Origin of the sequence: Parasphingorhabdus sp., assembly GCF_036964565.1 — a bacterium.
In the GTDB taxonomy this organism is placed as follows: Bacteria; Pseudomonadota; Alphaproteobacteria; order Sphingomonadales; family Sphingomonadaceae; genus Parasphingorhabdus.
The window spans coordinates 51,772-77,449 of the sequence record NZ_JBALTN010000009.1; the positions used below are offsets into that span (position 1 = coordinate 51,772).

The following is a 25,678-nucleotide window of genomic DNA, read 5'->3' on the forward strand; positions in this document are numbered from 1 at the left end:
GCCACTCTATTTGCGCCAGTCATAGGCCCGTTCGACGCGCGCGACATGCAGGCTATATTCGCTGTACCAGTGGTCCCGGCCCTCGTCGCGGATCCGCGCATGGTCCGGATGATCACGCCAGGCCTTCGCGCTCGCGTCATCCTGCCAGTAGCTGACGGTGATCCCCAGCCCGTCCGCGGAGCGGGCATGATCCTGTCCGAGATAGCCGGGTTGGCTGGCGGCCAGTTCACCCATGGCTGTCGCGGCAGCCTGGTAGCCGGCTTCATCCTCGTCGGTGCGGCGGGCGCAAAAAATGACCGCAATCGAGGCTTTGGGGTGGAGCAGCATGGCATGGTTCTAGCGGTTGGGTTGCAACTGGCAACCCGTAATCTCATTGTAACTGCCGCTGTAATGCCCTAGTAAAACAGCGTGAGTTAGTACCGGAGATATGCGTTGCCGAATATTATTGCCAAAACCAAAATGATGGACCGCATCAGGACAGGTGTGGAACGACGCCTTGGTCCGTGGGGCGTTTTTTTCAAGGGCTTTCTGAAGCATCCCGTGATGGTCGGTTCGATCATGCCGTCGTCCGATGTGACCATCCGAAAGATGCTCGAGCCGGTGAAATGGGAGGAGTGCGACCTGTTCGTCGAATATGGCCCCGGCGTCGGCACATTCTGCCGCCCGGTGCTCGAACGGATGAAGCCGGGCGCGACCCTGATCGTGATTGACCTGAACGAGGATTTTATCGACTATCTCGGCAAGTCGATCCGCGACAGCCGCTTTTATCCGATCCACGGTTCTGCCGCCGATGTGCAGAAGATCATCCGCGAACTGGGCCACGAGAAGGCGGACTATATCCTGTCCGGCCTGCCATTTTCCACGCTGCCAAACCAGCTCGGCCCGAAAATCGCGAAAGAAACCTATGACGTTATCCGGCCCGGCGGCGCTTTTCTGGTTTACCAGTTCGTCAAGAAGGCACGCGACTACATGACACCGCATTTCGAGCGCATCGACAGCGGCTATTCCTTCTGGAATATCCTGCCCTGTCATCTGTTCTGGGGCTGGAAGTCAAAATAGACGTTGGTCGATGATCATTGGCTGTTGGTCGAACCCGACCGTGGGTCAAGCGCTGTCATCCGCCATGTTCAACAATATTGATTAGATTTGTCTGAGAGGAATATCCCGATGAACCGTTTGTCTCGTTCGCTGTTGCTGGCCCTGACCACCACGGCCCTGACCGTCACCGCCCCCGCGCTGGCCAAGCAGCCAGCCGCCAAGCCGGCCCCGGTCAGTGAACTGGTTGCCGCGGTCGATATCCCCTATGAGGAGTTCACGCTCGACAACGGCCTGAAGGTTCTGGTCCATACCGATCGCAAGGCCCCGATCGTTGCGGTCTCGATCTGGTACGGGGTTGGCTCTGCCCACGAGCCGGAAGGCAAGACCGGCTATGCCCACCTGTTTGAACATATCATGTTCAACGGATCCGAGAATGCGCCAGGTGACTATTTCGATCCGCTCCGCCAGATCGGCGCGACCGACCTGAACGGCACGACCTGGCTCGACCGGACCAACTATTTCCAGACGGTGCCAACCTCGGCTCTCGACGTCGCGCTGTTCCTCGAAAGCGACCGCATGGGCCATTTGCTCGGCGCGGTGACGCAGGAGAAGCTCGACAACCAGATTGGCGTCGTATCGAACGAAAAGCGGCAGGGCGACAACCAGCCTTACGGCCTGGTCGGCTATCGCCAGACCGAATTGCTGTTTCCCGAAGCACATCCCTACGGACACGACACCATCGGGTCGCTGGCCGATCTGGAAGCGGCCTCGCTCGACGACATGAGACAGTGGTTCACCGACCATTACGGCCCGAACAATTCGATCCTCGTGCTGGCCGGCGATATCGACGTGGCGACGGCCAGGGCGAAGGTCAACAAATGGTTCGGCGCGATCCCGAGCGGCAAGGCGATCGAAAAGCTTGATCCCGCGTTGCCGACGCTCGAGGCTCCAGTTTACGAGGTGATGAAGGACAAGGTCGCGACCACCCGCATCTACCGAAACTGGGTGGTGCCCGGGCTGAACGATCCCGAATATACCCCGCTTGATGTCGGGATGACCGTGCTCGGCGGCCTGGCCAGTTCGCGGCTCGACAATATCATGGTCCGCGAAGAGAAAAACGCGGTCGCGGTATCCGCCTTTGTCATCCCCTTTGTCCATGGCAGCCTGGTCAATATTCAGGTCGACGTGAAACCCAGTGAGGATGCCGACGCCGTCGCCAAGCGGCTCGACGAGATTGTTGCCGACTTCATCGCCAATGGTCCGACGGCCGACGAGGTGCAGCGGGTCGCGACCCGCGACGCGGCGGCGCGGATTGCGGGTCTGGAACAGGTGGGCGGCTTCAGCGGCAAGGCCGTGGCGCTTGCCGAGGGCAAGCTCTATTCCGACGACCCCGAATTCTACAAGAAGGAGCTGCAGCGCCTGGCATCAACCACGCCGGAATCGGTAACCGCGGCGATGCAGAAATGGCTGACCCGGCCTGTCGTCGGTATCCGCGTGGTGCCAGGCGAGCGTGAAGCATATCAGGAAGTCGGTGCTGGCCAGGGTGCCCGCACCGGCGTGCTGACCGCGCCGGCTTTCTACACGCAGGATGGCCAGGCCGGCACCGTGACGGCCGCCGACCGGTCGGCGCTGCCTCCAGTCGGCGAAATCCCCAATGTTGATTTTCCCGATGTCGAAACCGCGACCCTGTCCAATGGCATCAAGGTCTATTTCGCGCACCGGGATGCGGTTCCGATGACATGGGTAACGCTGTCCTTCAACGCTGGCACTAGCGCGGATTCCGCAGAGAAGCTGGGCTTGCAGAACTTCGTGACCGGCGTTCTGCCGGAGGGCACGACCAGCCTGAGCTCGGTCGAGATTGCCGAGCAGCAGGAACGTCTGGGCGCCAATATCAGCATCGGCGGCGGGCGCGACCGCACCGATGTCGATCTCAGCACGGTCAATCCCAATCTTGATGCGGCACTCGACCTGATGGCGGACATCGTCAAAAATCCGGCATTCAACGCCGATGACATCGAACGCATCCGCGTCCAGCAACTGACTGCGATCGATCGCGAGGAAAGCGATCCGCTGAGCATCGCCAGCAACCTGTTGCCGCCGCTGGTTTTCGGAACGGCCCATCCTTACGGACGCGGCCTGTCGGGCAATGGCACCAAGGAAACGGTGTCGACCATCACCCGGTCTGATCTCTCGGCCTTCCATCAGCAATGGATGCATCCGGCAAAGGCCACGATCTTTGCGGCGGGCGATATCAGCCAGCAGGAGCTGGTCGACAAGCTGGAGTTGCGGTTCGGTCGCTGGAAAGGCAGCGGCAAGGCTGCACCGGCGAAGAATTTCGATGCGGCCATTCCGGAAGCGGAAGGCCGGATCATTGTCGTGCACCGGCCGAACTCGCCGCAGTCGATGATCCTGGCGGGTCAGGTTCTGCCCTACAAGGGGTCGGACGATCTGCTGACGCTGAACGCCGCCAACGAGATATTGGGCGGAAACTTCCTCTCTCGGATCAACATGGATCTGCGCGAAACCAAGGGCTGGAGCTATGGCACGCGCAATACCGTGCTGCGCGGAGAGGACCGGGTTCTGTATACGATGCGGGCACCGGTGCAGACCAACCAGACCGGTCCGGCGGTGGCGGCCATTGATGCTCAGGTCCGCGATTTTCTTGGTGAAAGCGGCGTCACCCCCGCCGAGCTGGAGCGCACGGTCAACGGCAATGTCCGGCAATTGCCTGGGCAATTCGAACGCACCCCCAGCATATTGGGCCAGATGCAGGGTGACGTGATGTTTGGCCGACCCTCCGACTATGCCGAAACCGTGGCGGATCGCTACCAGGCACTGACCGTCGCCGACGTGAACGCGGCAATGGCGGACGCCGTCGATCCCGAGAAATTCACATGGGTGATCGTCGGCGATGTCGACAAGATCAAAAGCCAGCTCGACGCGCTGGGCATGCCCGTAGAATATCGCGGCTATGAAGCTAGTGACACTGCTGTTAATAGTGAGGGCAGTTCGGACGATTCGGCGGACAATGGCGAGTGATTGCCACATCCGGCCGAGTCAGGGCTTTGACATAAAAGGAGAATGGAATGTCTATTGATGGAACCTACGCTTGTGTAACGAAATCGCCGATGGGCGACCAGACTTCGGAATTCACGATTGTCACCGACGGTGACACGTTCACCGGCACCAACGCCGGTGCGATGGGCTCGATGGATGTTGAAAATGGCAAGGTCGATGGCAATCACATTACTTGGGAAATGAACATGACCGTTCCCATGCCGATGAAGCTCGAAGGCGACGCGACGATCACCGATGGCCAGCTGGCCGGTTCGGTTAAGGCGGGTGCCTTTGGTGAAATGGCGATGACCGGCACCAAGAAGTAAGCGCTTACCGAGAGACGAAAAAGGGCCGCTACCCGGTGAGGCAGCGGCCCTTTTTTTGTCTGTTGTCCGTCTGGTCTAGCGAACCACGACGCTCACCGCGCGGCGGTTCTGCGCCCAGGCGCTTTCATTGGACCCAAGCGCTTCCGGCCGTTCCTTGCCGTAGCTGACCGTGGTCATCCGCGCCGGGCTGACGCCGAGCGAGGCGAGATAGTTTTTCGCCGCATTGGCACGGCGTTCGCCGAGCGCCAGGTTATAGTCGCGGGTGCCGCGTTCGTCGGCATGGCCTTCGATGGTGATCCGCGCATTGGCATTTTGCGCCAGCCACTGCGCCTGGCTCTGAAGGATCAGCTGATCCTGCGAATCGACATTGAAACGATCGGTGTCGAACAAAATCCGGTCGGACATCGTATTGGCCACGAAATCACCTTGCGAACCCGGCGCATAGCCCGGGCCAGATGGTGGGGTCGGTGCCGGTGTCGGCGCGGTGCCAACGGGAGCCGGCGGCAATTCTTCCGGCGCTTTTTTCGAACAGCCAGCCACAACCAGGCTCGCGGTTATCAGGAGGGGGGTCGCATATTTGATCATCATTCTGCTCCTATTTAATTTTAGCCCTTCCGCCAGATATAGCGTTTTTTCAGGGACTTGTCGCGCTTTCTATTCAGGGCAGCAACGGGCCCCATGCGGGATCCGAGCCGTTGACCGGCGTCGGCAGCTGTCGCTCGTTGCGGCCGGTGAGGTCCACCTGCCAGATTCCGGTACCGCCGCTGCCCCGAGTGGTGCGGAAAAACTGGATCACACGGCCATTGGGTGCCCAGGTCGGCGCCTCGTCCTGCCAGCTGTCGGTCAGCAGGCGTTCGCCGCCGCCGCTGGGCGTCATCACGCCGATGCGGAAATTGCCGACGATCTTGGTGAAGGCAATCAGATCGCCGCGCGGGCTCCATTCCGGCGTGGCATAGCGGCCGCCGCCAAAGCTGATTCGCCGCTCGTTGCCGCCGTCGGCGCTCATGACATAGAGCTGCTGGCTGCCCGACCGGTCGCTTTCGAAGACGATCCGGCTGCCGTCGGGAGAGAAGCTGCCGCCGATATCGATGCCGGGTGAGAAAGTCAGCTGTTGCGGCTTGCTGCCGCCTGTCGCCGAAATCTTGTAAATGTCGGTGTTGCCGGCAATGGCCATGGAATAGAGAATCCACTTGCCGTCGGGTGACCAGCGCGGGGCAAAGGTCGGGTTGGTGCTCTGGGTGATCAGCCGCTGCCTCCCGGTGCCAATATCATAGATATAGATGCGCGGGTTGCCGTCGAGAAAACTCAGATAGACGATGCTCTTGTAGTCGGGCGAAAAGCGCGGAGTGAGGGCAGTCGCCTGGCCGTTGGTGATGAACCGGTGGTTGGCACCGTCGCTGTCCATGATCGCCAGCCGCTTGACCCGGTTCCCCTTGGGGCCGGTCTCGGCAATATAGGCGATGCGGCTGTCGAAAAAGGGCGATTCCCCGCTCAGCCGGGAATAGATGGAGTCGGCGCACTTGTGCGCGGCGCGGCGCCAGTCGCGCGGCTCGACCACGAAGCCCTGCCGGGTCAGTTCGGTTTCCAGAGCCACGTCATAGAGATAGCAACCCACCGTCAGCTTGCCGTCCGGATTGGTGCGGATGAAGCCCTGGATCAGCGCCGAGGCATTGGTGCCGCTCCAATAGGGAAATTGCGGGGCGGTGACCTCGGTATAGCTGATGCCGCGCACCTGGTTGCGCCCGATCGGCTTGAACAGGCCACTGGAGCGCAGGTCGCTGACGATGACGTCGCTGATCTTGCCGCCAAGGTCGGCGGTGTTGCCGGCCGGCGTATCGACGCTTTGCGGCGTCGGCAGGCCGGGAACCGCGATGACCAGTTCTTCACCCGCGCTATTGTCGACGTCGACGGTGAGCTGGGCTTGAGCGGTCGCGGTCAGCCCGAAGCAGGCGACCAAGGCAAGAATGAGCGTGCGTATGTGCGGGATGTTGGGTTGCATGGCTGGTCTCCTAGACACCAAGATAGAGGACAGGTTCTATTACCTTCCACTCATCATAATATTTTTCCGGAAATGTGGTAAAGGGCGCGGCAAGCTGAACCGCGGCAATCGCCCGCTCCTGATGGATTTCGACCTGAGAACGGTTGCTCGGCGTGATTCCGGTGGTTGTCGCGGTCGGTCTGCCGACGATTCGACCGTCGGTGTCGAGCCGCGCCGTGACGGTGGTCCGCAACAGCTCGGCATCGGCGCCGGTCGGCGGACGCCATTTCTGTTTCACCAGCCGGTACAGTTCACGCTCCAGAGACGCGACGGTCGCGGCCGACGCTTTTTCGGCCGCAATATTCTGATTCTTGCTGACCGAGGGCGCATCGGTCACGCCTTTCAGGAAATCGTCGCCCAGGCGCGATCCTCGCGGCTTCGGCTTTGGTTTGGGTGAGGCCTTCGGTGCAGCGCTGGCCGGCTTGTCGGGGCGGCGTCGCGGTTCGCGCGACACTGGCGCCGGTGCCGCCGCCGGTTTCGGCTTGGCCTCCGCTTTCGGTGGTTCCGGCAACGGCTCCGGTTCGACAAAGCTGCTTTCTTCCGGTGCGCCCAGTTCCGGGGCAACGCTAGTCGCCGGGGTGACCATCGCGGGATTGGGGGCGGCGCTTTCCAGACCGACCTCGTCGGCGATCATCACCTCGATCGGCTTGTTGCGGAAGGCATCGCTGGTATCGCTGAGAATGCTGAAGGAGAGCGCGCCGAACAGGGCCACATGACCCACAGCCGCTATTCCCAAGCCAATTTTTTCAGCTTTCTCCATATCAGCTGTCCACTCTTATGGCGTCTCTGATGAACCTGTAGTGACCAGCGACACCCGGTTCAGTCCGGCCCGGTTGAGTTCGCCCATGACACCCATGATCAGCCCATAGTCGAGCGCCTTGTCGCCGCGCAGCATGATCTGGCGCGGGTCGGCCGGGTCCTGGTCGGCGGCAATCTCGCGCAGCCGGGTGGCGAGCGCGTCGCGGCTCAGCTCCTCCTCGCCGACAAAGACGCGGCCTTCGGTGTCGATCGAGATCTGTACCGGCTCCTGCTCCTGCTCCAGGGCGTTGGCCCGGCTTTCCGGCAGGTCGACGGGTACTCCGGTGACCAGTAACGGGGCCGTCACCATGAAAATGATCAGCAGCACCAGCATCACGTCGACGAAGGGGGTGACATTGATCTCTGCCATCGGCGCGCGGCCGCGGCCGCCGCGTCGTCTGCCGATACCCGAGCCCATATTCATGCCCATGCTCAGTCTCCGAATTCCAGCTCGCGGCTGAGCGTCGCGTGGAACCCGTCGGCAAAGCGGCCCATGCGGGCCTCGAGCTTGTTGAGGCGATGGGAAAAGCGGTTATAGGCGATGACGGCCGGTATCGCCGCAAACAAGCCGATTGCCGTGGCGAACAGGGCTTCGGCAATGCCCGGTGCAACCACTGCCAGGGAACTGTTCTGTTCGGCGGCAATTGCGGAAAAGCTGCGCATGATGCCCCAGACCGTTCCGAACAGACCGACGAAAGGCGCGACGCTGCCGACCGTGGCGAGAAAATTAAGCCGGTCGGCGATACGGTCGACTTCATCCGCGATGACGATGTTCATCGCCGTTGCCAGCCGCTGCCGCGTGCCTTCCCGGTCCACCGGCCCCTTGGCCGTCGACCGCCGCCATTCCTTGACCCCTGCGGCCATGACCTTCGCGCTCGGCAGGCTGGACTTGCCATATTCGTCATAGAAGCGGTCCATGTTTTCGGTCTTGGCAAATGCCTTTTCAAATTTCTCCGACTTGCGCGTCGTCTGACCGATGGTCATGCCAAAACTGACGATGATTGCCCATGTCCAGATGCTGGCGAGCAACAGGCCGATCATCACCGCCTTGACGACAATATCAGCCTCCATGAACAGCATGAATGGGGAAAAAGTGCCGCTGGTGGCGCCTGCAGAAAGTTGGTCTAGCAAGTTCTGATGTCCTTCATTTCTTGTCCGTCTGTTCCATGACGCCGGCAAATGCCTTTGTCCACGCTTTCGGTTGCCGGCGCGGCCGTCCCGCGGGGGTAAGAAAGGCCGCGTGAACAGAGGCTGACGTAATCCGGTCCGTACCGCGGACGATGGACTGGTCGATCACCACGCTGGCCGCGCGCAGCGCCGTCACCGTGCTGATAACCAGCAGATCGTCGTCCAGTTTCGCCGGGCGCAGATATTTCATCGTCAGGTCGACCACCGCATAGACGCCTTCGCCGCTTGCATAGGCGTCATGCTGGTTCATATCGAGTTGGCGCAGCATGTCCGAACGCGCCCGTTCCATATAGCGCAGATAATTGGCGTGATAGACGATGCCGGAAAAGTCGGTGTCCTCGAAATAGACCCGGCAGGCGAAATAATGCCGGCCGTCGACAAACCGGCCGTCGTGCGGTTTGATATCGGCAGGAACGGGGGAGGGAACAGCCATTTCGGGACAGTAGGCGGTTGGATTCGCCGGTGGAAGAGGGAATGTGGAATCGATGCGCATCTGGACGCAATTATGAGTCCGTTTGCCGGTGGCGACAAGCGCAATGCGGGCGGCTATTGCCGCGAAGCGCAAGCCGCGCTGGTGAGCGGGCGAACTTGCTGCGCGCGACCGGCTGCGACCATCCCGTCAGCCGGGAGGGCAGTTTTTCCAGCCGGGGCCTCGCACCGCGCGGCCCGGACGGGCGCCGGTCATCTTGCCGTTGCTCAGCACCGGTTCGCCATTGACCAGTACATGATGCATGCCGACGGCAAATTGCTGCGGGTCGGCATAGGTCGCCTTGTCGGCAATGGTCGCCGGATCGAAGATCACCACGTCCGCGAAATGGCCGGCCGCCAGGCTGCCGCGATCCTTCAGGCCGAGATTGCCGGCCGGGAAGCTGGTCAGCCGCCGCACCGCGTCGGCCAGGCTGGTGCGCTGTTCCTCGCGCACATATTTGCCGAGCAGCCGGGCAAAATTGCCATAGGCACGGGGATGGGTGGAGGATTTCAGGAACACGCCGCGCGGCGCGAGGGCCGCTGCGTCGGAGCCGAAGGCCATCCAGGGGAGAGCGGTCTGCCGGGCGACATTTTCCTCGTCCATCAGGAAATAGACCACCTGCACCCGGCTGCCATCCTCGATCACCAGATCGATCGCGGTGTCCTCCGGACTGGTGCCGCGCATGGCGGCCACTTCCGCAAGCGTCTTTCCGGTCAGCGGCTTCAGCTCGTCGTTCTTGAAGCCGACCAGCATCATCTTTTCCGGGCCGGCATGATAGTACAGGCTTTCCCATCCCTTGGGCCGGCCGCGCATCTCGGCCAGAACCCGCTTGCGGATTTCGGGATCCTGCAGCCGCTTCTTCCACTCGTCATAGCCGCCTTCCTGCACCCAGGTCGGCATGGCCGCATCGAGGCCGGTGGAGCCGGCTGTATAGGTGTACATGTCGGCGGTGATCCGCAGGCCACGCGCGCGCGCCGCCTCGACCTTGGCGATGATCGCGTCCAGTTTGCCCCAATTGTCCTTGCCGGCCTGCTTCAGATGGTAGATTTCGGCGGGCCCGCCGGATTTTTCCGCGATCTCGATCAGTTCGTCGATCGCTTCGAGCACCGTGTCGCTCTCGTTGCGCATATGGCTGATATACATGCCGCCGCAGCGCGCCGATTCGGTCGCCAGCGCGATCAGTTCCGGCGTTTCCGCATAGCTGGCCGGGGCGTAGATCAGCGAGCTGCCGACGCCCATCGCGCCATCATCCATCGCCTCGCGGACCAGCGCGCGCGTCCTGTCGAGCTGGGCAGGGTCCGGATCGACATCGGCATAGTCGAGTTCGTTGATCCGCACGGTCGCCGCGCCGACAAATGTAGCAACGTTCGGCGCAATGCCGCGCTTTTCGATGAAGTTGAAATAGTCGTCAATCGTGCGCCAGCTGATTGGGAAGCGGATATCGCCCTGGCGGCCCTCGTCTTCCTTCGCCATCTTGTCGGTCAGCGGGCCTTCGGATGTGCCCTCGCCGAACACTTCCAGCGTCACGCCCTGACGGATATCGCTCTCGCCTGCGCCATCGGCGATCAGGGTGTCCGGGGCCCAGCTCAGCATATTGATGAAGCCGGGGGCAACAGCCAGTCCGCGCGCGTCGATCACCCGCTTGGCCGCGCCGGATATTTCCGGTGCCACCGCAACGATCCGGTCATCGCGGATCGCGACATCACCGACATAGGGGGCAGCGCCGCTGCCATCGACGATCATGCCGTTGTCGATCAGGATGTCATAGCCTTGCGCCGCGGCCACTGGACCGGCGTCGGCGTCCGATAGCGTGGTGCAGGATGTGGCCAGAATCAGGGCCGTCGAGAGCAGCGCGGTCCGCAGCGCGCGCTGGCGGGTTGCGGGACTATTCATCGGCTGCCAACAATTCCAGAGCCGCCGCGGTCATAGCTTCGGTTCCGAGCGTCACCGACTCGCGCGGCGCGATCTTGAAGAAGGGTGAGTGATGGGAAGGTACCGGTGGCCCTCCCGCCTTTTCGCGGTCAAAATCCGCCTGGGGCGTGCCGCCAACCGAAAAATAGACGCCGGGCACGTCGGTGTTGGGTTCGACGAAATAGGCGAAATCTTCGGCCCCCATGCCTTCGCGCGGCTTGTCGTGAAAAATGCCATCGCCGAACCGCTCGGCAAACACGGCCTTGACCCGCTTGGTCAGCGCCGCGTCATTATAATTGGCCGGCGTCGATTCCTGCGACACCCGGACTTCGGGCAGCTTGTCCTCCGGCAGACCATTCATTCGCCCGACATTGGTGGCGATGCGCTTGATCCCTTCGAGCAGCTTTGCCCTCGTTTCATTGTCGTCCGAGCGGACTGTCAGCTGCATTACCGCCCGGTCGGAGATGATATTGTGCTTGAGCCCGCTGTGGAAGGAGCCGACCGTCACCACCGCCGGCTTGAGCGGCGCGATTTCCCGGCTGACAATGGTTTGCAGCGCCATGATTATTTCGGCGCCCATCACGATCGGATCCTTGCCGCGGTGCGGTGACGCGCCGTGCGCGCCGACACCGTGGACGATGATGTCGACGCTGTCCGACGAACTGCTGGCAATGCCTTCACCAAGCGAAAGCTGACCCGTCGGCGTGTCGGCAGAAACATGGAAGGCCATCGCAAAATCGGGCTTGGGAAAGCGTGTATAGAGACCATCGTCCATCATCAGCTTGGCGCCGCCGATGCGCTCCTCGGCCGGTTGCGCGATCAGCACCAGGGTGCCGGCCCACTGGTCCTTGCGCGCCGCCATCTGGTTCGCCGTGCCGATGAGCGAGGTGATGTGAACATCATGGCCGCAGGCATGCATGACCGGCTTTTCCTCGCCGTCGACGCTGACCTGCCTTGCGGTCGACATATAGTCGAGCCCGCTGTCCTCGACCAGCGGCAGACCGTCCATGTCGGCGCGCAGCATCAGCGTCGGGCCCTCGCCATTCTTCATCACCGCGACGACACCGGTGCCACCGACTTTCTCGGTTACCGTGAACCCCGCTTCGCGCCATTTCTTGGCCATGATCGCAGCGGTGCGGGTTTCCTTGTAGGACAGTTCGGGATTCTGATGGAAATCGAGAAACAGGGCTTTCAGCTCTTTGTCATAATCCGCCGCAATTGCAGCCGCCAGGTCTGGTGAGGTCGAGCTGTTCTGGGCCAATACGGGTGCGGTCCACAGCAGCGCGGTTGAGGCAGCAAGCGCCAATAGATGTTTCATGATTTCCCCTTTATTTTTCCGAACTATGCAGGACCAAGACGAAAAGCGCAAAGCTTGTTGCCTTCCGGATCGCGAAAATAGGCTGCATAGAATGCAATTGGTCCGTCGTCGCCGCGAACGCCCGGCTCGCCCTCGTCGGTTCCGCCCAGCGCCAGCCCCTTTTGGTAAAAACGGTCGACCTGCTCGCGTTCCTGCATCTGCAGCGCGATCATGTTGCCGTTGCCCGGCTGCGCGGCCTCACCGTTAAAGGGTCGGGTTATCGCGATCGAGGGGGTGGTCAGGTCGACGCCGTAAAGGGTGAAGCCATTTTCTTCCAGTTCCATCAGCCGCTTTGCGCCCAGTTCTCCCAGAAGAGCGTCATAATAGGCGCGCGCCTTGTCGAGATCGTTGGTTCCGAGTGTGACATATCCGATCATGAGGACGCTCCTTGATCCTTTACAGGGATTGCGGCGAAATTGGTTTTGCACACGCAAATCTTGTTCTGGTCCTGGTCGCGGAAATAGGCGCCGTAGAACATGTCCGGCGCGCGCCAGCCGGGATCACCCTCATTGGCCGCACCCTGGGCAAGGGCGCGGGCATGGAATCGGTCGACCTCTTCGGTCGAGTCGCATTGCAGCGCCACCATCGTGCCATTGCCGTGACAGGCCTCGCCCTGGTCATAGGGGGCGGTTATGCACAGCATCGGTTCTCCCGGCGTCTTGCCATAGAACTGGCCGCCTGCCGGTGTCTTGAACAGGCGCCGGATGCCGCTGTCCGCGAACAGGGCATCGTAAAAGGCAAAGGCCCGGTCTTTGTCGTTGGTGCCCAGCATGGTGTACGCGATCATGTTTCTCTCCTGATTTTTCTGGTGCGACTCGGTTGCGCGATGAACGCTATCAGCCGCAATAATAGATGCAATGACCTGCGGCGTCAGTTTCGGAATTTGGACCGAAGCGGATGGGGCCAAAAAAAAGGCAGGAACTACAATCCTGCCTTTTTATCGTCTTCATGATGGTGCTGCACTCATCCTGCAGGGCAGTCGCCGATCCGCTTGCCGCTGCTCTTCGCAGAAATATTCATCTTCATTCCTCCAGCACCGCCATCCATCTTCATGGTCATGTCATAGCTGCTGGGCCCATATTGGCCGTCCATCGCCATGGTCATGCTGCCAGGCGCGCCGCCCATGTTGCTGCATGACATTTCGGACGAGACCGCACCGCCACTCATGTTGAATTTCTTGACCTCGCAATTGGTCTCTTCCTGGGCTGCAAAAAATTCTGCGCCGGGATTCTCGGCCTGTTCCTTGGTGATGCAGGATTTCGACGTTGTCACTTTGCCCTTCATGCTGTCCATGATTCCGGCCGGTGCGCCTTCCGGAAGGCCTTCGATGTCCACATCGACGATGGTTACGGTATTTTCCCATTCACCGGGTTCCAGTGTCACCCGATTCATTTCCTCGGCCACTTCTTCCGCGGTAATCTTGCCGTCACCGTCGTGATCCGCACCCTTGTCCGAGCAGCCGGCAATCAGCGTGACCACGGCCACTGAAACTAGTAATTTTCTCACGTCAACAATTCCTCACTTTTGATACTCCCTGCGCGAACCTTAAACCGATCATCGATCGAAGTAAAATTACTATGAAGCAAGGATCGTCAATCGCTAATCCGGGGATGACATTGGACCCTTTTTGTTCCATATCACGGCTATGACAGAACTGGTAATCAGAAGAGGCCTGGCCGAACCCGAAACCGGCAAGGATTTCGTCCCCCACAAGCCCAACCGCCCCGACAAGTCGGAAGGTGGAAAACGCTTCAAGCTGGTCAGCGATTTCGAGCCCGCGGGCGATCAGCCGGATGCGATCCGCGAACTGGTCGCCGGGATGCGCGAGGAGGAACGGGACCAGGTGCTGCTCGGCGTCACCGGATCGGGCAAGACCTTCACCATGGCCAAGATAATTGACGAACTGCAAAGGCCGGCCCTCATCCTGGCGCCGAACAAGATCCTGGCGGCGCAGCTCTATGGCGAGTTCAAGAGTTTTTTTCCGGACAATGCCGTTGAATATTTCGTGTCCTATTACGACTATTACCAGCCCGAAGCCTATGTCGCGCGGTCCGACACCTATATCGAGAAGGAAAGCTCGGTGAACGAGGCGATCGACCGGATGCGCCACAGCGCTACCCGATCGCTGCTCGAGCGCGATGATGTTATCATCGTGGCGTCGGTGTCCTGCCTCTACGGTATCGGTTCGGTCGAGACCTATTCGGCGATGATCTTCGATCTCAAGAAGGAACAGTCGGTCGACCAGCGCGACATCATCCGCAAGCTGGTCGCGTTGCAGTACAAGCGCAACGACCAGGCTTTCGCACGCGGCAATTTCCGCGTGCGCGGCGACAATCTCGAGATTTTCCCGTCGCACTATGAGGACATGGCCTGGCGGATCAGCTTTTTTGGCGACGAGATCGAGGATATCGTCGAATTCGACCCGCTGACCGGCAAGAAGGGCGTGCACCTTGACCGCGTGCGGGTCTTTGCCAATTCGCACTATGTGACGCCGGGGCCGACGATGAAACAGGCGACCGAGGCGATCCGCTTCGAACTGGCGGAGCGGCTCAAAGAACTCGAAGCCGAAGGCAAGCTGATCGAGCATCAGCGGCTGGAACAGCGCACCAATTTCGACCTCGAGATGATCGCCGCCACCGGCAGCTGCGCCGGCATCGAGAATTATTCCCGCTTCCTGACCGGACGGTTGCCGGGCGAACCGCCCCCGACCCTGTTCGAATATCTGCCGGACAATGCCTTGTTGTTCGTCGATGAAAGCCACCAGACCATTCCGCAGATCGGTGCCATGTCCAAGGGCGATCACCGCCGCAAGATCACGCTGGCCGAATATGGCTTCCGGTTGCCGAGTTGCATCGACAACCGGCCGCTGCGCTTCAACGAATGGGACGCGATGCGGCCGCAGACGGTCAGCGTCTCGGCAACCCCCGGCTCCTGGGAGATGGAACAGACCGGCGGCGTGTTCAGCGAGCAGGTCATTCGTCCCACCGGGCTGATCGATCCGCCGGTCGAGATCAAGCCGGTCGAGGACCAGGTCGACGACGTGATCAACGAATGCCGCAAGGTCGCGGCGCAGGGCTATCGGACGCTGATCACGACGCTGACCAAGCGGATGGCGGAGGATTTGACCGAGTTCATGCACGAGGCCGGCATCAAGGTCCGCTACATGCACAGTGACGTCGAGACGCTGGAACGGATCGAGCTGATCCGCGACCTTCGGCTCGGCGTTTATGACGTGCTGGTCGGGATCAACCTGCTCCGCGAAGGTCTGGACATTCCGGAATGCGGGCTGGTCGCGATCCTCGACGCCGACAAGGAAGGCTTCCTGCGCAGCGAAACCTCGCTGATCCAGACCATTGGCCGCGCCGCGCGCAACGTCGACGGCCGGGTCATTCTCTACGCCGACCGGATGACTGGATCGATGGAGCGCGCGATCAGCGAGACCGATCGCCGCCGCGAGAAACAGGTCGAATATAATCTCGAGCACAATATCACGCCGCAATCGATCAAGAAGAATATCGGCGATATCGTTGCTCATGCCACCGCCAAGGACATGGTCACCGGCGCGGTTGATGAAGGGGGCACTCCCATGGCTGGCCATAATCTGCGCGCCCATATCGAAAGCCTCGAAAAGCAGATGCGGGACGCCGCCGCTGATCTCGAGTTCGAAACCGCAGGCCGCCTGCGCGACGAAATCCGCAAGCTGGAAGCGGAAGAACTGGGCTTGCCCGCAGATCTGCAGCTTGCCCAGCCGAAGGGCAGGTCGACCGAAGGGCGACCGGGGACACGGAAAATGGGTTATGGCAAGGTTCAGCGGAAGATGTAGGCGGGCGGTAGTTTCGACAAACAGCGGACCGGCATAGACCAACGACCTGCGGGCCGCTTGTACAAGGCCCGCCATGGGTTCATTCTCTCTCAATCTATCGGGGAGAACATATCATGCGTGCATCCGCTTTTTTCGCCTTGGCCGCCTCCGCCATGGCCCTCTCGTCCCCTGCTTCGGTCAGCGCCGCGCCTTCCCACGATCGATCCGATGCGGGCGCAATGGCACCGGACCTCAAGGCCGCAGTGTCCGCTCCCGGTCGCGCGGAAGCCGATACCAAGCTGGACGAGAGCCGCAAGCCGGCCGAGGTTCTGGCCTTCATGGGGCTGGAAGCGGGCGACAGCGTGCTCGATATATTTGCCGGCGGCGGCTATTATAGCGAAATCCTGGGGCGGGCCGTCGGTCCCGATGGATCGGTCGTTGCGATCAATCCGCCACAGTTTACGACCAGCGATCAGTCCAGGGAAAAATGGGCGGGCATCACCGCGCGGCAGCCCAATGTCACGATGGTCCCGTCGCAGCTGCCGGAATATGCCCCCGCTGCCGCCAGCATCGATTTTGCCATGCTGCACCTGATCTACCATGATTTTTACTGGGAAAGTGAACAGTATAAGTTCGAGAAAATGGATCCCGCCGTGGTGCTGGCCAACTTGTTTCAAGGCATGAAGCCGGGCGGTGTGGTCGCGGTCATCGATCACGTCGGGGCCGCGGGCGACACGAGGGCAGTGGTCGAGAAGACCCATCGCATCGATCCCGCCACAGTTCGTTCAGACTTTCTCGACGCCGGATTTGTGCTCGACGGGGAAAGCGACATGTTCCTCAATCCCGAGGACGACCTGGAAACGAATGTCTTTGAGCCGGCTGTCCGGGGCAAAACAAGCCGTTTCGTGATGCGGTTTCGCAAACCGGCATAGCGGGCCTTCCCGTTTCAGCACCGGATTTGCGCAGCGAATCGGTATCAGTCGTAACTATCTGAAATAGCGCGCATTTGCTGCGCCATTGGGATGGTGTGGATAAAATCTGGATCGGACCGGACTCGCCAGGCAGCGAATCTCAGTAAAAATACACTATTAATGCAACGACTTATCGCATTTTGCATAAGTTTACGTGACCGTTCAGGTCCAGTTAGCTAGAGGCGCGCGATAGTTCATCCCGACATGAAGAATTGTTCCAATAAAGGCGCCGATCCGCGGCGCTGTTTTCAGCAAGCTATAGAATAGAGGCATTCATCCGGTTGCGGTGTTCGCCTACCGGATGACACGAGTTTGACCGGCGGCGCCTTTAATCAGGGTCGCACGCTGTCGGAACAAAGCGGGGGCAGATCCGGGTTGTGTATCGGATCTGCCCCTTGGCCAGCCGCACCAGTGCCTGAAGGCTCCCATCCCGCCATTATTTCTCGGTGCCAGTCAGACAGGTTTGACGTGCGCAGGTTTCGCAAGCCAGTCCTGCCGCTTCCGGTCAGGACGCATATTTGACGGAACAGCCATAGGGCCGCGACTGCGCGACACGGACCTTGTTTCCCGATTTGATATCCTTGAGCGCGGCCAGGACGTGATTGCGGGCGCCCTTGATATCGGCCTGGTTCGCTGTCGGCTTGTCATCGATGCCGCCCTGATAGACCAAGGTTCCCGCGCTATCGATGACGTACATATGGGGTGTGGTCTTTGCGCCATAGGCTTTGCCGACCAGTCCCTTTGTATCGAGCAGATAGTTGCTCGCCTGACCCTTCTGCCTGGCGATCAGCGCCTTTGCTTCCGGCCCGGTCATGTGGCCCTGCTTCCCCTTGGCGCCGCTGTTGATGGTCAGCCAGACGGCGCCCTGCTGCCGTGCGCTTTTCTGGGTCGCCTGCATATTGCCGCTGTCATAATGTTTGGCGACGAACGGGCAACCCGGGTTGTGCCATTCGAGCACGACCGGCTTGCCGCGAAATTGCGACAGTTGCACGGTTTTTCCGTCCACGTCGGTCAGTTTGAAATCCTGGGCAATCGCGCCGTTGCTTTGTGCCGCGGCGAGTGGCGCCGCGAGCGCGATCGCCGCAATGGCAACAAGGGCCAAAGAAGGAAGGTGTCGCATGTCATTCGTTCCTTTCACTGGGGGGTTGTTGCAAGTCGGGCGCTCTGAACCGGTCCGGTCACGAGATCGGTCAGTGTGGCCACGGTCAGAACCTGCGGCAGAACCACCGGGTCCTTGCCCGGGGCATAATAGAGATAAAGCGGGACGCCGGCGCGCCCGTGCTTTTCCAGGAATCGGCTGATATCGGGATCGGGCCGTGTCCAGTCGCCCATCAGGACGGAGACGTTGGCCGCGGCAAAGGCGTCCGCGGTTTCGGTGCGCTGGATGGCGGCCGCTTCATTGGCCTTGCAGGTGATGCACCAGTCAGCCGTAAAATAGGCAAATACCGGCTGGCCCGACGCCCGCAGTTCTGAGAGGCGCGTTTCGCTGAATGGCTCGCTTGGCAATGTCGCTGTCGCTGTATTGGCCAGCTGGCGATTTTCCATCGCTTCCTCGCCGGGCAGCATCAATATGCCGCCAGCGATCGCGGCCACGATCGCGGCGCTGGCCAGCGCGCCGCGCGACCGCCCCTTGACCTGTCCGCCGCCGAACCACCACAGCAGCAGTGCCACGCCGAGCAGGAAAACCAGCGCCAGGCCAAGCGCGTCGGTGCCGATCTGGCGACCGAGCAGCCAGATCAGGCCGATGCTGGTAAGAAACATCGGAATGGCCATGGCCTTGCGAAAGCCGTCGAGCCACGGGCCGGGTTTGGGCAGACGGCTGCGGATTGCGGGGACGAAGGCGATCAGCAGAAAGGGCAGGGCAAGGCCGACGCCGAGACCGGCGAAAATCACCAGGGCAGCCACCGGTGGCAGCACGATCGTCGCGCCAAGGGCGGCGGCCATGAACGGACCGGTGCAGGGGGTTGCGACAAAGGCGGCCAGCGCGCCGGTCCAAAAGGATCCCGCGGCGCCGCCCTTGCGGGTCAGCTTGTCGCCAAAATTAACATTTGCTAATTCGAACAGGCCGGCCAGATTCAGGCCGATAGCGGTTACCAGGGCAAGGAGGACAAAGATGATGCGCGGGTCCTGCAGCTGAAACGCCCAGCCCACCGCCGCACCGCTGGCCCGCAGGCCCAGCAGGATTGCGCCAAGCGCCGTCGCGACCAGCACGACGCCCGCGGTATAGGCCAGCGCGTCGCGCCGCACCTCCGCTTCGTTGCCACCGGCCTTCGCGAGACTGATCGCCTTGAGGCTGAGGATCGGAAAGACGCAGGGCATCAGGTTGAGCAGCAAACCGCCGAGCAAGGCGCCGCCCAGAGCAAGGAAAAGCAGCGTCCCGTTGCCGTCCGACGTGCCACTTTCGGTCGCCAGCGGCACCCCGGTCATGGCAACCTCGCCCTTTGTTGCCGTCAGCAGAAATCCGTCATGATCGCCGATTTTCAATATGCCGGTGATCGTGTCGAGATCGTCGCCTCGCGCCGCGGTCTCGAGTATCAGCCGGTCGCCGTCCCGGTTAAACCGTTGCGGCGCGGCATAATCGACGATGCCGTCTTCCTTGATGAAGAAATAGGGATCGTCCATCGCGACATCAGCCGGGAGCGGCACGGACAGGCGGAAAAGATTCTGGTTGACGGAGAAGCGCGCTTCGCTGCCCAGCGGGCGAGGGAGCGCCTGGCGGAAATCGTCGAATCGCTTGTCGCGCTGAATCGCGCTGTCGCTTGCGACCACCTGCAGGGTGATCGCCATTTCATCCTGTTCGGGGACACAAATCTCGTCGGTGCAGGACAGCCATTCCGACTTGACGGATATCGGCAACGGCCCCGGACGGAGGTTTTTCGGCAGGCTGAGGTTCACCAGAACCGCGTAATCGCCCTTGTAGACATAGTTCATGATCCCCGCGATCAGCAGCCTGTCGGGGACCGGAAACTGCGCCTGCCCGGCGGTGACCCCGGACGGCAGCTTCCAGTCGAAACTCATGCCGATTCCCGCATCCCCGGGATTTTCCCAATAGCCATGCCAGGTGGGCTTTGGCTCCATGAGGAAGGCGAGGGTGACATTCTGTCCCGGACGAACCTCGCGCGATTCCGCCAGCAGCGTGGCGGGGACATTCAATTCTGTCGCACCCAGCCGATTCTGGGCATCGGCCGCCGGCGAAAAAGCCAGGGCAACGAATGCCAGCAGGGTCAAAAAAATGCGAAAATCAAATGTCATAAAAACTCACCATTTCCTGTTTAGTCGCATTAAGCTATTGGCAGAGCGCTTTCTATAGCCGTGTTTATCAGCGAGGACCATTCGTGCAGAAATTGAACCTAGTTACAGCCCTGGCGGCATCCATCCTGTTTTCGGGCGCAGCAAATGCCCAGGATGATGTCGGTGAAGACAAAGCGCAGCCGAAACTGGTCGTCGCCATTTCGGTCGACCAGTTTTCGGCCAACCTCTTTGCTGAATATCGCAGCAGCTTTACCGGCGGCCTCAAGCGCCTTGCGAATGGCGTGGTCTTCCCGTCCGGCTACCAGTCGCATGCAGCGACCGAGACCTGCCCCGGCCATTCGACCATCATGACCGGTGTGCATTCCGGTCGTGCGGGGATTATCGCCAACAACTGGATCGACCTGTCGATCGACCGCGAAGACAAGACCGTCTATTGCGCTGAAGACGAACGGATCGCAGGAACGAGCTTTGGCGACATCACCGCGGCGACCCAGGGCGATTATATCGCCTCGGCCTGGCATCTGCTGGTCCCCACGCTCGGCGAGCGGCTCAAGAAAATATCACCGGAGTCCCGCAATGTCGCCGTCGCCGGCAAGGACCGCGCCGCGCTGATGATGGGCGGCCAGCAACCGGACGCCATTTACTGGTGGAAGGACAAGGGCTTCACCACGCTGCAGGGGCGGAAGGTGTCGCCGGCCATGGCCGCGCTGAACGAGAGCATCGGCAGCACGATCGACAAGGCCCGTCCGGCCTATCCGGTACCCGCGCAATGCATCGCCCATAGCGCGAAGATCATGCACGGGGACGGCCAGTCGGTTGGCGATTATGCGTTTCAGCGCCCGGAGGGTGGCGCGAGCATATATCGCGGTTCGCCGGATTTCGACGGATCGGTGATCGCGGCGGCAACCGCCGTGATCAAGGAGATGCAGCTCGGCAAGGGCGCGGCCACGGACGTGATTTCCGTCGGTCTGTCGGCGACCGACTATATCGGCCATGCATTCGGCACCGAAGGCCTCGAAATGTGCATCCAGATGGAGCAGCTTGATCGGTCACTCGGGCAGTTTTTTGAGATATTGGACCGCGAGGCAATCGACTATGTCGTGATGCTGACGGCCGATCACGGCGGCCTCGACCTGCCAGAGCGGATGAGCCTCCAGGGGGTGCCGGCAGCGCAGCGGGTCGATCCCGCGCTCAATGCCAAGACGATCGGCAAGGCGCTTGCCAGGGATCTTGGTATTTCCGACGACAAGCCCGTGCTCTACGCCGATGGCCCGTTTGGCGACTATTATGTCAGCCGGGACCTTTCGGAAGAGCAGCGGAAGCGCGTCAAGGACGGGGCCATGGCGCCGATCGCCGCGCATAACCAGGTCGAAGCGGTGCTTGACCGCGAGGATATCCTCTCGGCATCGGTGCCCAGCGGCTCGCCGGAAGAATGGACCTTGCTTGAGCGGGCGCGGGCGTCCTTTCACCCCGACCGGTCGGGCGATTTCATCGTCCTGCTCAAGAAAGCGGTTACCCCGATTGCCACCACCGGACGCGGCTATGTCGCGACGCATGGCAGCCCTTGGGATTATGACCGCCGCGTGCCGATCCTCTTCTGGCGGGACGGCCTGCAGCATTTCGAGCAGCCGCTGCCGGTGATGACGGTCGATATCGCACCAACCCTCGGCGCGCTGATCGGCGTCGACATTGCGGCGGAGGAAACCGACGGAAAATGCCTTGATATCGACGGCGGTCCTGCGAACAGCTGCGATTAGATCCGAGCGCGCCTAGCGTCGCTGGAAGCGGGTCAGGCCCTGGCCGAGGCTGTTGTTGGCGATCCTGAGCTGGTCGCCGCTCCAGTCGGCGACGAACCAGGTGTTGCGCTGCACGCCCTTGGCCAGCGACGCGCTGTTGGAATGGATGTTGAGGCCATTGGAACTGTGCACCTTGTCTTCCGCCGCGATGGCGATGAAGGCACTCCAGTTTTCCTTGTTCTGGCCCTGGACGAAGACATTGCCGCTGATCACTCCGGTCGCGCCGGCGGGCAGGTCGATCATGTAATTGGTGGTGCGGCCCTGGGTATCGTCGAAGCTGTTGTTGGTGATCGTTGCTCTGGGCGCGCGGCTCTTGACATAATGGCCGCCGCTTCCTTTCTCGAACCGGCTGTTGGTCACCTTCAGCGATCCGAAATCGCCGATATAGATGCTGTGCGCGCAGGACAGGCCGCGATCGCAGCGGCCCAGCCGCTGGAAGGTCGACCGGTCGATGACGATTTCCGCGCTCGGGTCATCGGCGCTCAAGATACCTTCCTCGGCATTGCGAAACATCGCATTGTAGACGTATAGATCGCCGCGCTCGATCCGGATGCCGGCACCATTGCCGTCCGGCACGCGCTGGTTCTGGAAGATGATGCCGTCGATCGTCGCCGCCTTGCCGCGCAGCACCAGCGTCGCCTTCTGCTCGCAGACGCCGCCGTCGAAGATTGTCTTGCCCGGGATAGCGGCCTTGTAGGTGATCCGGCCTGCGGTCTGCACCGCACAATCGCCGTAGGACCCGGGGGCGATGACGATCGTCGCATTGTTGCCGCCGACCGCCTTCACTGCGTCTGCCAACCGTGCATAAGTGGACCCGGTTTCGCTGACCGTGAACGGTGCGGCGCGCTGGGCCTGGGCTGCGGTCCCGCCGACGGTTGTCAAGAGGAGCGCAGCTATCAGCGGGGACTTGAAGATCATTTCGGTCATCCTGACTCGGGAGAATAGGGCAGTTTCCTTATCGCGCACGGCGATGGCAAACAATCCAAAAGCTATAGCTGTCCCAGATGAATTCAGGCTGAGTGACAGAAGTTAAACGGTTAATCCGACAGGATTATTCGTTCAGATTGGGTCGCAGCCACTGGCGCGCCTGGTCCATGGAGACCCCGCGCCGGTCCGCATATTCCTCGACCTGGTCCTCGCCGATCCGCGCCACGCCGAAATATTCGGCCTGCGGATGGGCAAGATAGAAGCCCGAAACCGCGGCGGTCGGCGTCATCGCGAAACCGCTGGTCAGCTCGATGCCGGTATTGGCCGTGGCATCGAGCATATCGAACAGGATCGGTTTCAGGCTGTGGTCGGGGCAGGCCGGATAGCCGGGGGCAGGGCGGATGCCCTGATATTTTTCCCGGATCAGGTCCTGGTTGTTGAGCTTCTCGTCGGCGGCATAGCCCCACAGGTCCTGGCGGACATGCGCGTGCATGCGCTCGGCAAAGGCTTCGGCCAGCCGGTCGGCCAGCGCCTTCAGCAGGATGCTGTTATAGTCGTCCTTGTCCATTTCGAAGCGCTGGACATGTTCCTCGATACCATGGCCGGCGGTCACGGCGAAGCCGCCGACCCAGTCATCCTCGCTGTCGATGAAATCGGCAAGGCAATGGTTCGGCTTGCCGCCGCGCTTGACCACCTGCTGCCGGAGCATCGGCAGGGAAATTTCCTCGTTTTCCGGCGAAACCAGAATGTCGTCGCCGTCGCGCCGCGCCCGCCAGATACCGGCCACGCCCTTGGCGGTCAGCCATTTCTCCTCGATGATCTGGTTGAGCATCGCCTGCGCGTCGCGGAACAGGTCGCTGGCGCTTTCGCCGACGATCTTGTCGGTCAGGATCGCCGGATAATTGCCGGCCAGCTCCCAGGCGCGGAAGAAGGGCGTCCAGTCGATATAGTCGCGCAGGTCTGCCAGATCCCAGTCTTCATAAATGTGCAGCCCCGGTTTGGCAGGCGCGGGCGCTTTCAGCGCCTTATCGATTTTCGCGGCATTGGCGCGCGCTTCTGCCAGCGTCGAAAGTTTCTTGCCGGTCTTCCCGGCGCGGGCGATGCGCACCTGTTCATAGTCGTCGCGGGTCCTGGCGATGAAGCCGTCGGCTTGGGTCGCGCTGACCAGCTGCGAAGCCACGCCGACCGCTCGGCTCGCATCCAGCACATGGATGGTCGGGCCGGTATAGGCAGGCTCGATCCGCAGCGCGGTGTGCGTCTTCGAGGTGGTGGCGCCGCCGATCAGCAGCGGCATCTGCATCTTCGCCCGCTCCATTTCTTCGGCGACGGTGACCATTTCATCCAGCGACGGCGTGATCAGCCCGGACAGACCGATGATGTCCGCCTCATTTTCATTGGCGGCCTTCAGGATGTCGGTCCACGACACCATCACCCCGAGATCGATCACCTCGAAGCCGTTGCACTGCAGCACGACGCCGACGATATTCTTGCCGATATCGTGCACGTCGCCCTTGACCGTGGCCATGATGATCTTGCCCTTGCCCTTTGCCTTCTCGTCCTTTTCCGCCTCGATATAGGGGAAGAGATGCGCAACCGCCTTCTTCATCACGCGCGCCGACTTCACCACCTGCGGCAGGAACATCTTGCCCGAGCCGAACAGGTCTCCGACGATGTTCATGCCATCCATCAGCGGGCCTTCGATGACCTCGATCGGCCGGCCGCCGCGATCCTTGACCGCAACGCGCATTTCCTCGGTATCGTCAACGATATGCGCATCAATCCCCTTGACCAGCGCATGTTCCAGCCGCTTGTGCACTTCATAACCGCGCCATTCCGCCGCCGCCTTTTCGGCGACCTCGTCGGTGCCGCGGAATTTCTCCGCCAGCGTGATCAGCCGGTCGGTGGCATCCTCGCGGCGGTCGAATATCACATCTTCGCACAGTTCGCGCAGTTCGGCCTCGATGTCGTCGTAAATGTCGAGCTGGCCGGCGTTGACGATCGCCATGTCCATGCCCGCGGGAATCGCGTGGTAGAGAAAGACGCTGTGCATCGCCTTGCGCACCGGCTCGTTGCCGCGGAAGCTGAACGACAGGTTCGACAGCCCGCCCGAGATATGGACATGCGGGCAGCGCTTGCGGATCTCGCGCGTCGCCTCGATGAAGTCGATCCCGTAGCGGCGATGCTCGTCGATGCCGGTGGCGATCGCGAACACATTTGGATCGAAGATAATGTCCTCCGGCGGGAAGCCGATACCGGTCAGCAGCTTGTAGGCCCGCTCGCAAATCTCGACCTTGCGGTCCATGGTGTCGGCCTGGCCGGTCTCGTCAAAGGCCATGACCACGACCGCGGCGCCATAAGCCATGCACTTGCGCGCCTGCTCGAGAAACTGCTCCTCGCCTTCCTTCATCGAGATCGAATTGACGATCGGCTTCCCCGACACGCATTTCAGTCCCGCCTCGATCACCGACCATTTGGAACTGTCGATCATCACCGGCACGCGCGCGATATCGGGTTCGGCGGAGATCAGCTTGAGGAAGGTGGTCATCGCATGATGGGCATCGAGCAGGCCCTCGTCCATGTTGACATCGATCACCTGCGCGCCGTTCTCGACCTGCTGGCGGGCGACCTCGACCGCGGCTTCATAATCATCGTTGAGGATCAGCTTCTTGAAGCGCGCCGAGCCGGTAACATTGGTGCGCTCGCCGATATTGACGAAATTGGTGGAGGAAGATGTGGTCATAAGATCCG

Annotated in this window: 22 protein-coding genes; 6 read left to right on the forward strand and 16 right to left on the reverse strand. The window is 61.3% G+C overall.

Translation table 11 applies throughout. From position 1 onward, the window contains the following. Nucleotides 1–6: 6 nt before the first annotated feature. Entirely contained in the window at nt 7–327 is a 321-nt protein-coding gene (locus V7650_RS13405) for an antibiotic biosynthesis monooxygenase family protein (RefSeq protein ID WP_335656738.1), read from the reverse strand. A 132-nt stretch (nt 328–459) separates the two neighbouring features. On the opposite strand from V7650_RS13405, the gene V7650_RS13410 reads away from it, so the two are divergent. The 3 genes from V7650_RS13410 (at nt 460) to V7650_RS13420 (ending at nt 4,421) form a co-directional block, all read left to right on the forward strand. Further along, nucleotides 460–1,059: a class I SAM-dependent methyltransferase gene (locus V7650_RS13410; protein ID WP_335656847.1), complete on the forward strand. Its 600-nt coding sequence runs from the start codon at nt 460–462 to the stop codon at nt 1,057–1,059. Nucleotides 1,060–1,167: 108 nt separating this feature from the next. Then, complete coding sequence (locus V7650_RS13415; protein WP_335656739.1) at nt 1,168–4,077, forward strand: M16 family metallopeptidase; 2,910 nt, start codon at nt 1,168–1,170, stop codon at nt 4,075–4,077. 47 nt (nt 4,078–4,124) lie between these two features. Further along, nucleotides 4,125–4,421: a hypothetical protein gene (locus V7650_RS13420; protein ID WP_335656740.1), complete on the forward strand. Its 297-nt coding sequence runs from the start codon at nt 4,125–4,127 to the stop codon at nt 4,419–4,421. Between the two features lie 75 nt (nt 4,422–4,496). Here V7650_RS13420 and pal read toward each other — a convergent pair whose 3' ends face one another. The 11 genes from pal to V7650_RS13475 form a co-directional block, all read right to left on the reverse strand. Continuing rightward, complete coding sequence (gene pal / locus V7650_RS13425) at nt 4,497–5,003, reverse strand: peptidoglycan-associated lipoprotein Pal (protein WP_335656848.1); 507 nt, start codon at nt 5,001–5,003, stop codon at nt 4,497–4,499. 76 nt (nt 5,004–5,079) lie between these two features. Further along, complete coding sequence (tolB, locus tag V7650_RS13430; protein ID WP_335656741.1) at nt 5,080–6,420, reverse strand: Tol-Pal system beta propeller repeat protein TolB; 1,341 nt, start codon at nt 6,418–6,420, stop codon at nt 5,080–5,082. Nucleotides 6,421–6,430: 10 nt separating this feature from the next. Beyond that, entirely contained in the window at nt 6,431–7,219 is a 789-nt protein-coding gene (locus V7650_RS13435; protein WP_335656742.1) for a cell envelope biogenesis protein TolA, read from the reverse strand. A 15-nt stretch (nt 7,220–7,234) separates the two neighbouring features. Then, nucleotides 7,235–7,687 (reverse strand): protein TolR, encoded by a 453-nt coding sequence (tolR, locus tag V7650_RS13440; RefSeq protein ID WP_335656743.1) that lies wholly within the window; start codon nt 7,685–7,687, stop codon nt 7,235–7,237. A gap of 2 nt (nt 7,688–7,689) precedes the next feature. Beyond that, a complete protein-coding gene (gene tolQ / locus V7650_RS13445; protein WP_335656849.1) occupies nt 7,690–8,337 on the reverse strand; it encodes a protein TolQ in 648 nt (215 codons plus the stop codon). Nucleotides 8,338–8,401: 64 nt separating this feature from the next. After that, complete coding sequence (locus tag V7650_RS13450) at nt 8,402–8,878, reverse strand: YbgC/FadM family acyl-CoA thioesterase (protein WP_335656744.1); 477 nt, start codon at nt 8,876–8,878, stop codon at nt 8,402–8,404. Nucleotides 8,879–9,064: 186 nt separating this feature from the next. Further along, nucleotides 9,065–10,807 carry an N-acyl-D-amino-acid deacylase family protein gene (locus tag V7650_RS13455; RefSeq protein ID WP_335656745.1) on the reverse strand — a complete coding sequence of 581 codons (1,743 nt, stop codon included), beginning with the start codon at nt 10,805–10,807 and terminating at the stop codon, nt 9,065–9,067. After that, nucleotides 10,800–12,143 (reverse strand): amidohydrolase, encoded by a 1,344-nt coding sequence (locus V7650_RS13460; RefSeq protein ID WP_335656746.1) that lies wholly within the window; start codon nt 12,141–12,143, stop codon nt 10,800–10,802. Before V7650_RS13460 ends, V7650_RS13455 begins: the two co-directional genes overlap by 8 nt. A gap of 23 nt (nt 12,144–12,166) precedes the next feature. Beyond that, nucleotides 12,167–12,559: a VOC family protein gene (locus V7650_RS13465; RefSeq protein WP_335656747.1), complete on the reverse strand. Its 393-nt coding sequence runs from the start codon at nt 12,557–12,559 to the stop codon at nt 12,167–12,169. Then, nucleotides 12,556–12,969: a VOC family protein gene (locus V7650_RS13470; RefSeq protein ID WP_335656748.1), complete on the reverse strand. Its 414-nt coding sequence runs from the start codon at nt 12,967–12,969 to the stop codon at nt 12,556–12,558. The genes V7650_RS13465 and V7650_RS13470 overlap by 4 nt, the downstream gene beginning before the upstream one ends. A gap of 176 nt (nt 12,970–13,145) precedes the next feature. Then, complete coding sequence (locus V7650_RS13475; protein WP_335656749.1) at nt 13,146–13,688, reverse strand: DUF3617 domain-containing protein; 543 nt, start codon at nt 13,686–13,688, stop codon at nt 13,146–13,148. A 139-nt stretch (nt 13,689–13,827) separates the two neighbouring features. Here V7650_RS13475 and uvrB point away from each other — a divergent pair, with 139 nt between their 5' ends. Both uvrB and V7650_RS13485 read left to right on the forward strand, forming a co-directional pair. Further along, nucleotides 13,828–16,005: an excinuclease ABC subunit UvrB gene (gene uvrB, locus V7650_RS13480; protein WP_335656750.1), complete on the forward strand. Its 2,178-nt coding sequence runs from the start codon at nt 13,828–13,830 to the stop codon at nt 16,003–16,005. A gap of 113 nt (nt 16,006–16,118) precedes the next feature. Beyond that, complete coding sequence (locus V7650_RS13485) at nt 16,119–16,916, forward strand: class I SAM-dependent methyltransferase (protein ID WP_335656751.1); 798 nt, start codon at nt 16,119–16,121, stop codon at nt 16,914–16,916. Between the two features lie 544 nt (nt 16,917–17,460). On the opposite strand, the gene V7650_RS13490 is transcribed toward V7650_RS13485, so the two are convergent. Together V7650_RS13490 and V7650_RS13495 are read right to left on the reverse strand one after the other, a co-directional pair. Continuing rightward, entirely contained in the window at nt 17,461–18,075 is a 615-nt protein-coding gene (locus V7650_RS13490; RefSeq protein ID WP_335656752.1) for a thioredoxin family protein, read from the reverse strand. Between the two features lie 14 nt (nt 18,076–18,089). Next, nucleotides 18,090–20,207, reverse strand: coding sequence for a protein-disulfide reductase DsbD family protein (locus V7650_RS13495; RefSeq protein WP_335656753.1), 2,118 nt, complete (start codon nt 20,205–20,207; stop codon nt 18,090–18,092). A gap of 83 nt (nt 20,208–20,290) precedes the next feature. On the opposite strand from V7650_RS13495, the gene V7650_RS13500 reads away from it, so the two are divergent. Further along, the gene (locus V7650_RS13500; protein ID WP_335656754.1) at nt 20,291–21,964 is read left to right on the forward strand and encodes an alkaline phosphatase family protein; all 1,674 of its coding nucleotides are present in this window, start codon (nt 20,291–20,293) and stop codon (nt 21,962–21,964) included. Nucleotides 21,965–21,976: 12 nt separating this feature from the next. Here V7650_RS13500 and V7650_RS13505 read toward each other — a convergent pair whose 3' ends face one another. Beyond that, the gene (locus V7650_RS13505) at nt 21,977–22,921 is read right to left on the reverse strand and encodes a right-handed parallel beta-helix repeat-containing protein (protein WP_335656755.1); all 945 of its coding nucleotides are present in this window, start codon (nt 22,919–22,921) and stop codon (nt 21,977–21,979) included. 133 nt (nt 22,922–23,054) lie between these two features. Continuing rightward, nucleotides 23,055–25,670 carry a methionine synthase gene (gene metH, locus V7650_RS13510; protein ID WP_335656756.1) on the reverse strand — a complete coding sequence of 872 codons (2,616 nt, stop codon included), beginning with the start codon at nt 25,668–25,670 and terminating at the stop codon, nt 23,055–23,057. Nucleotides 25,671–25,678: the final 8 nt, after the last annotated feature.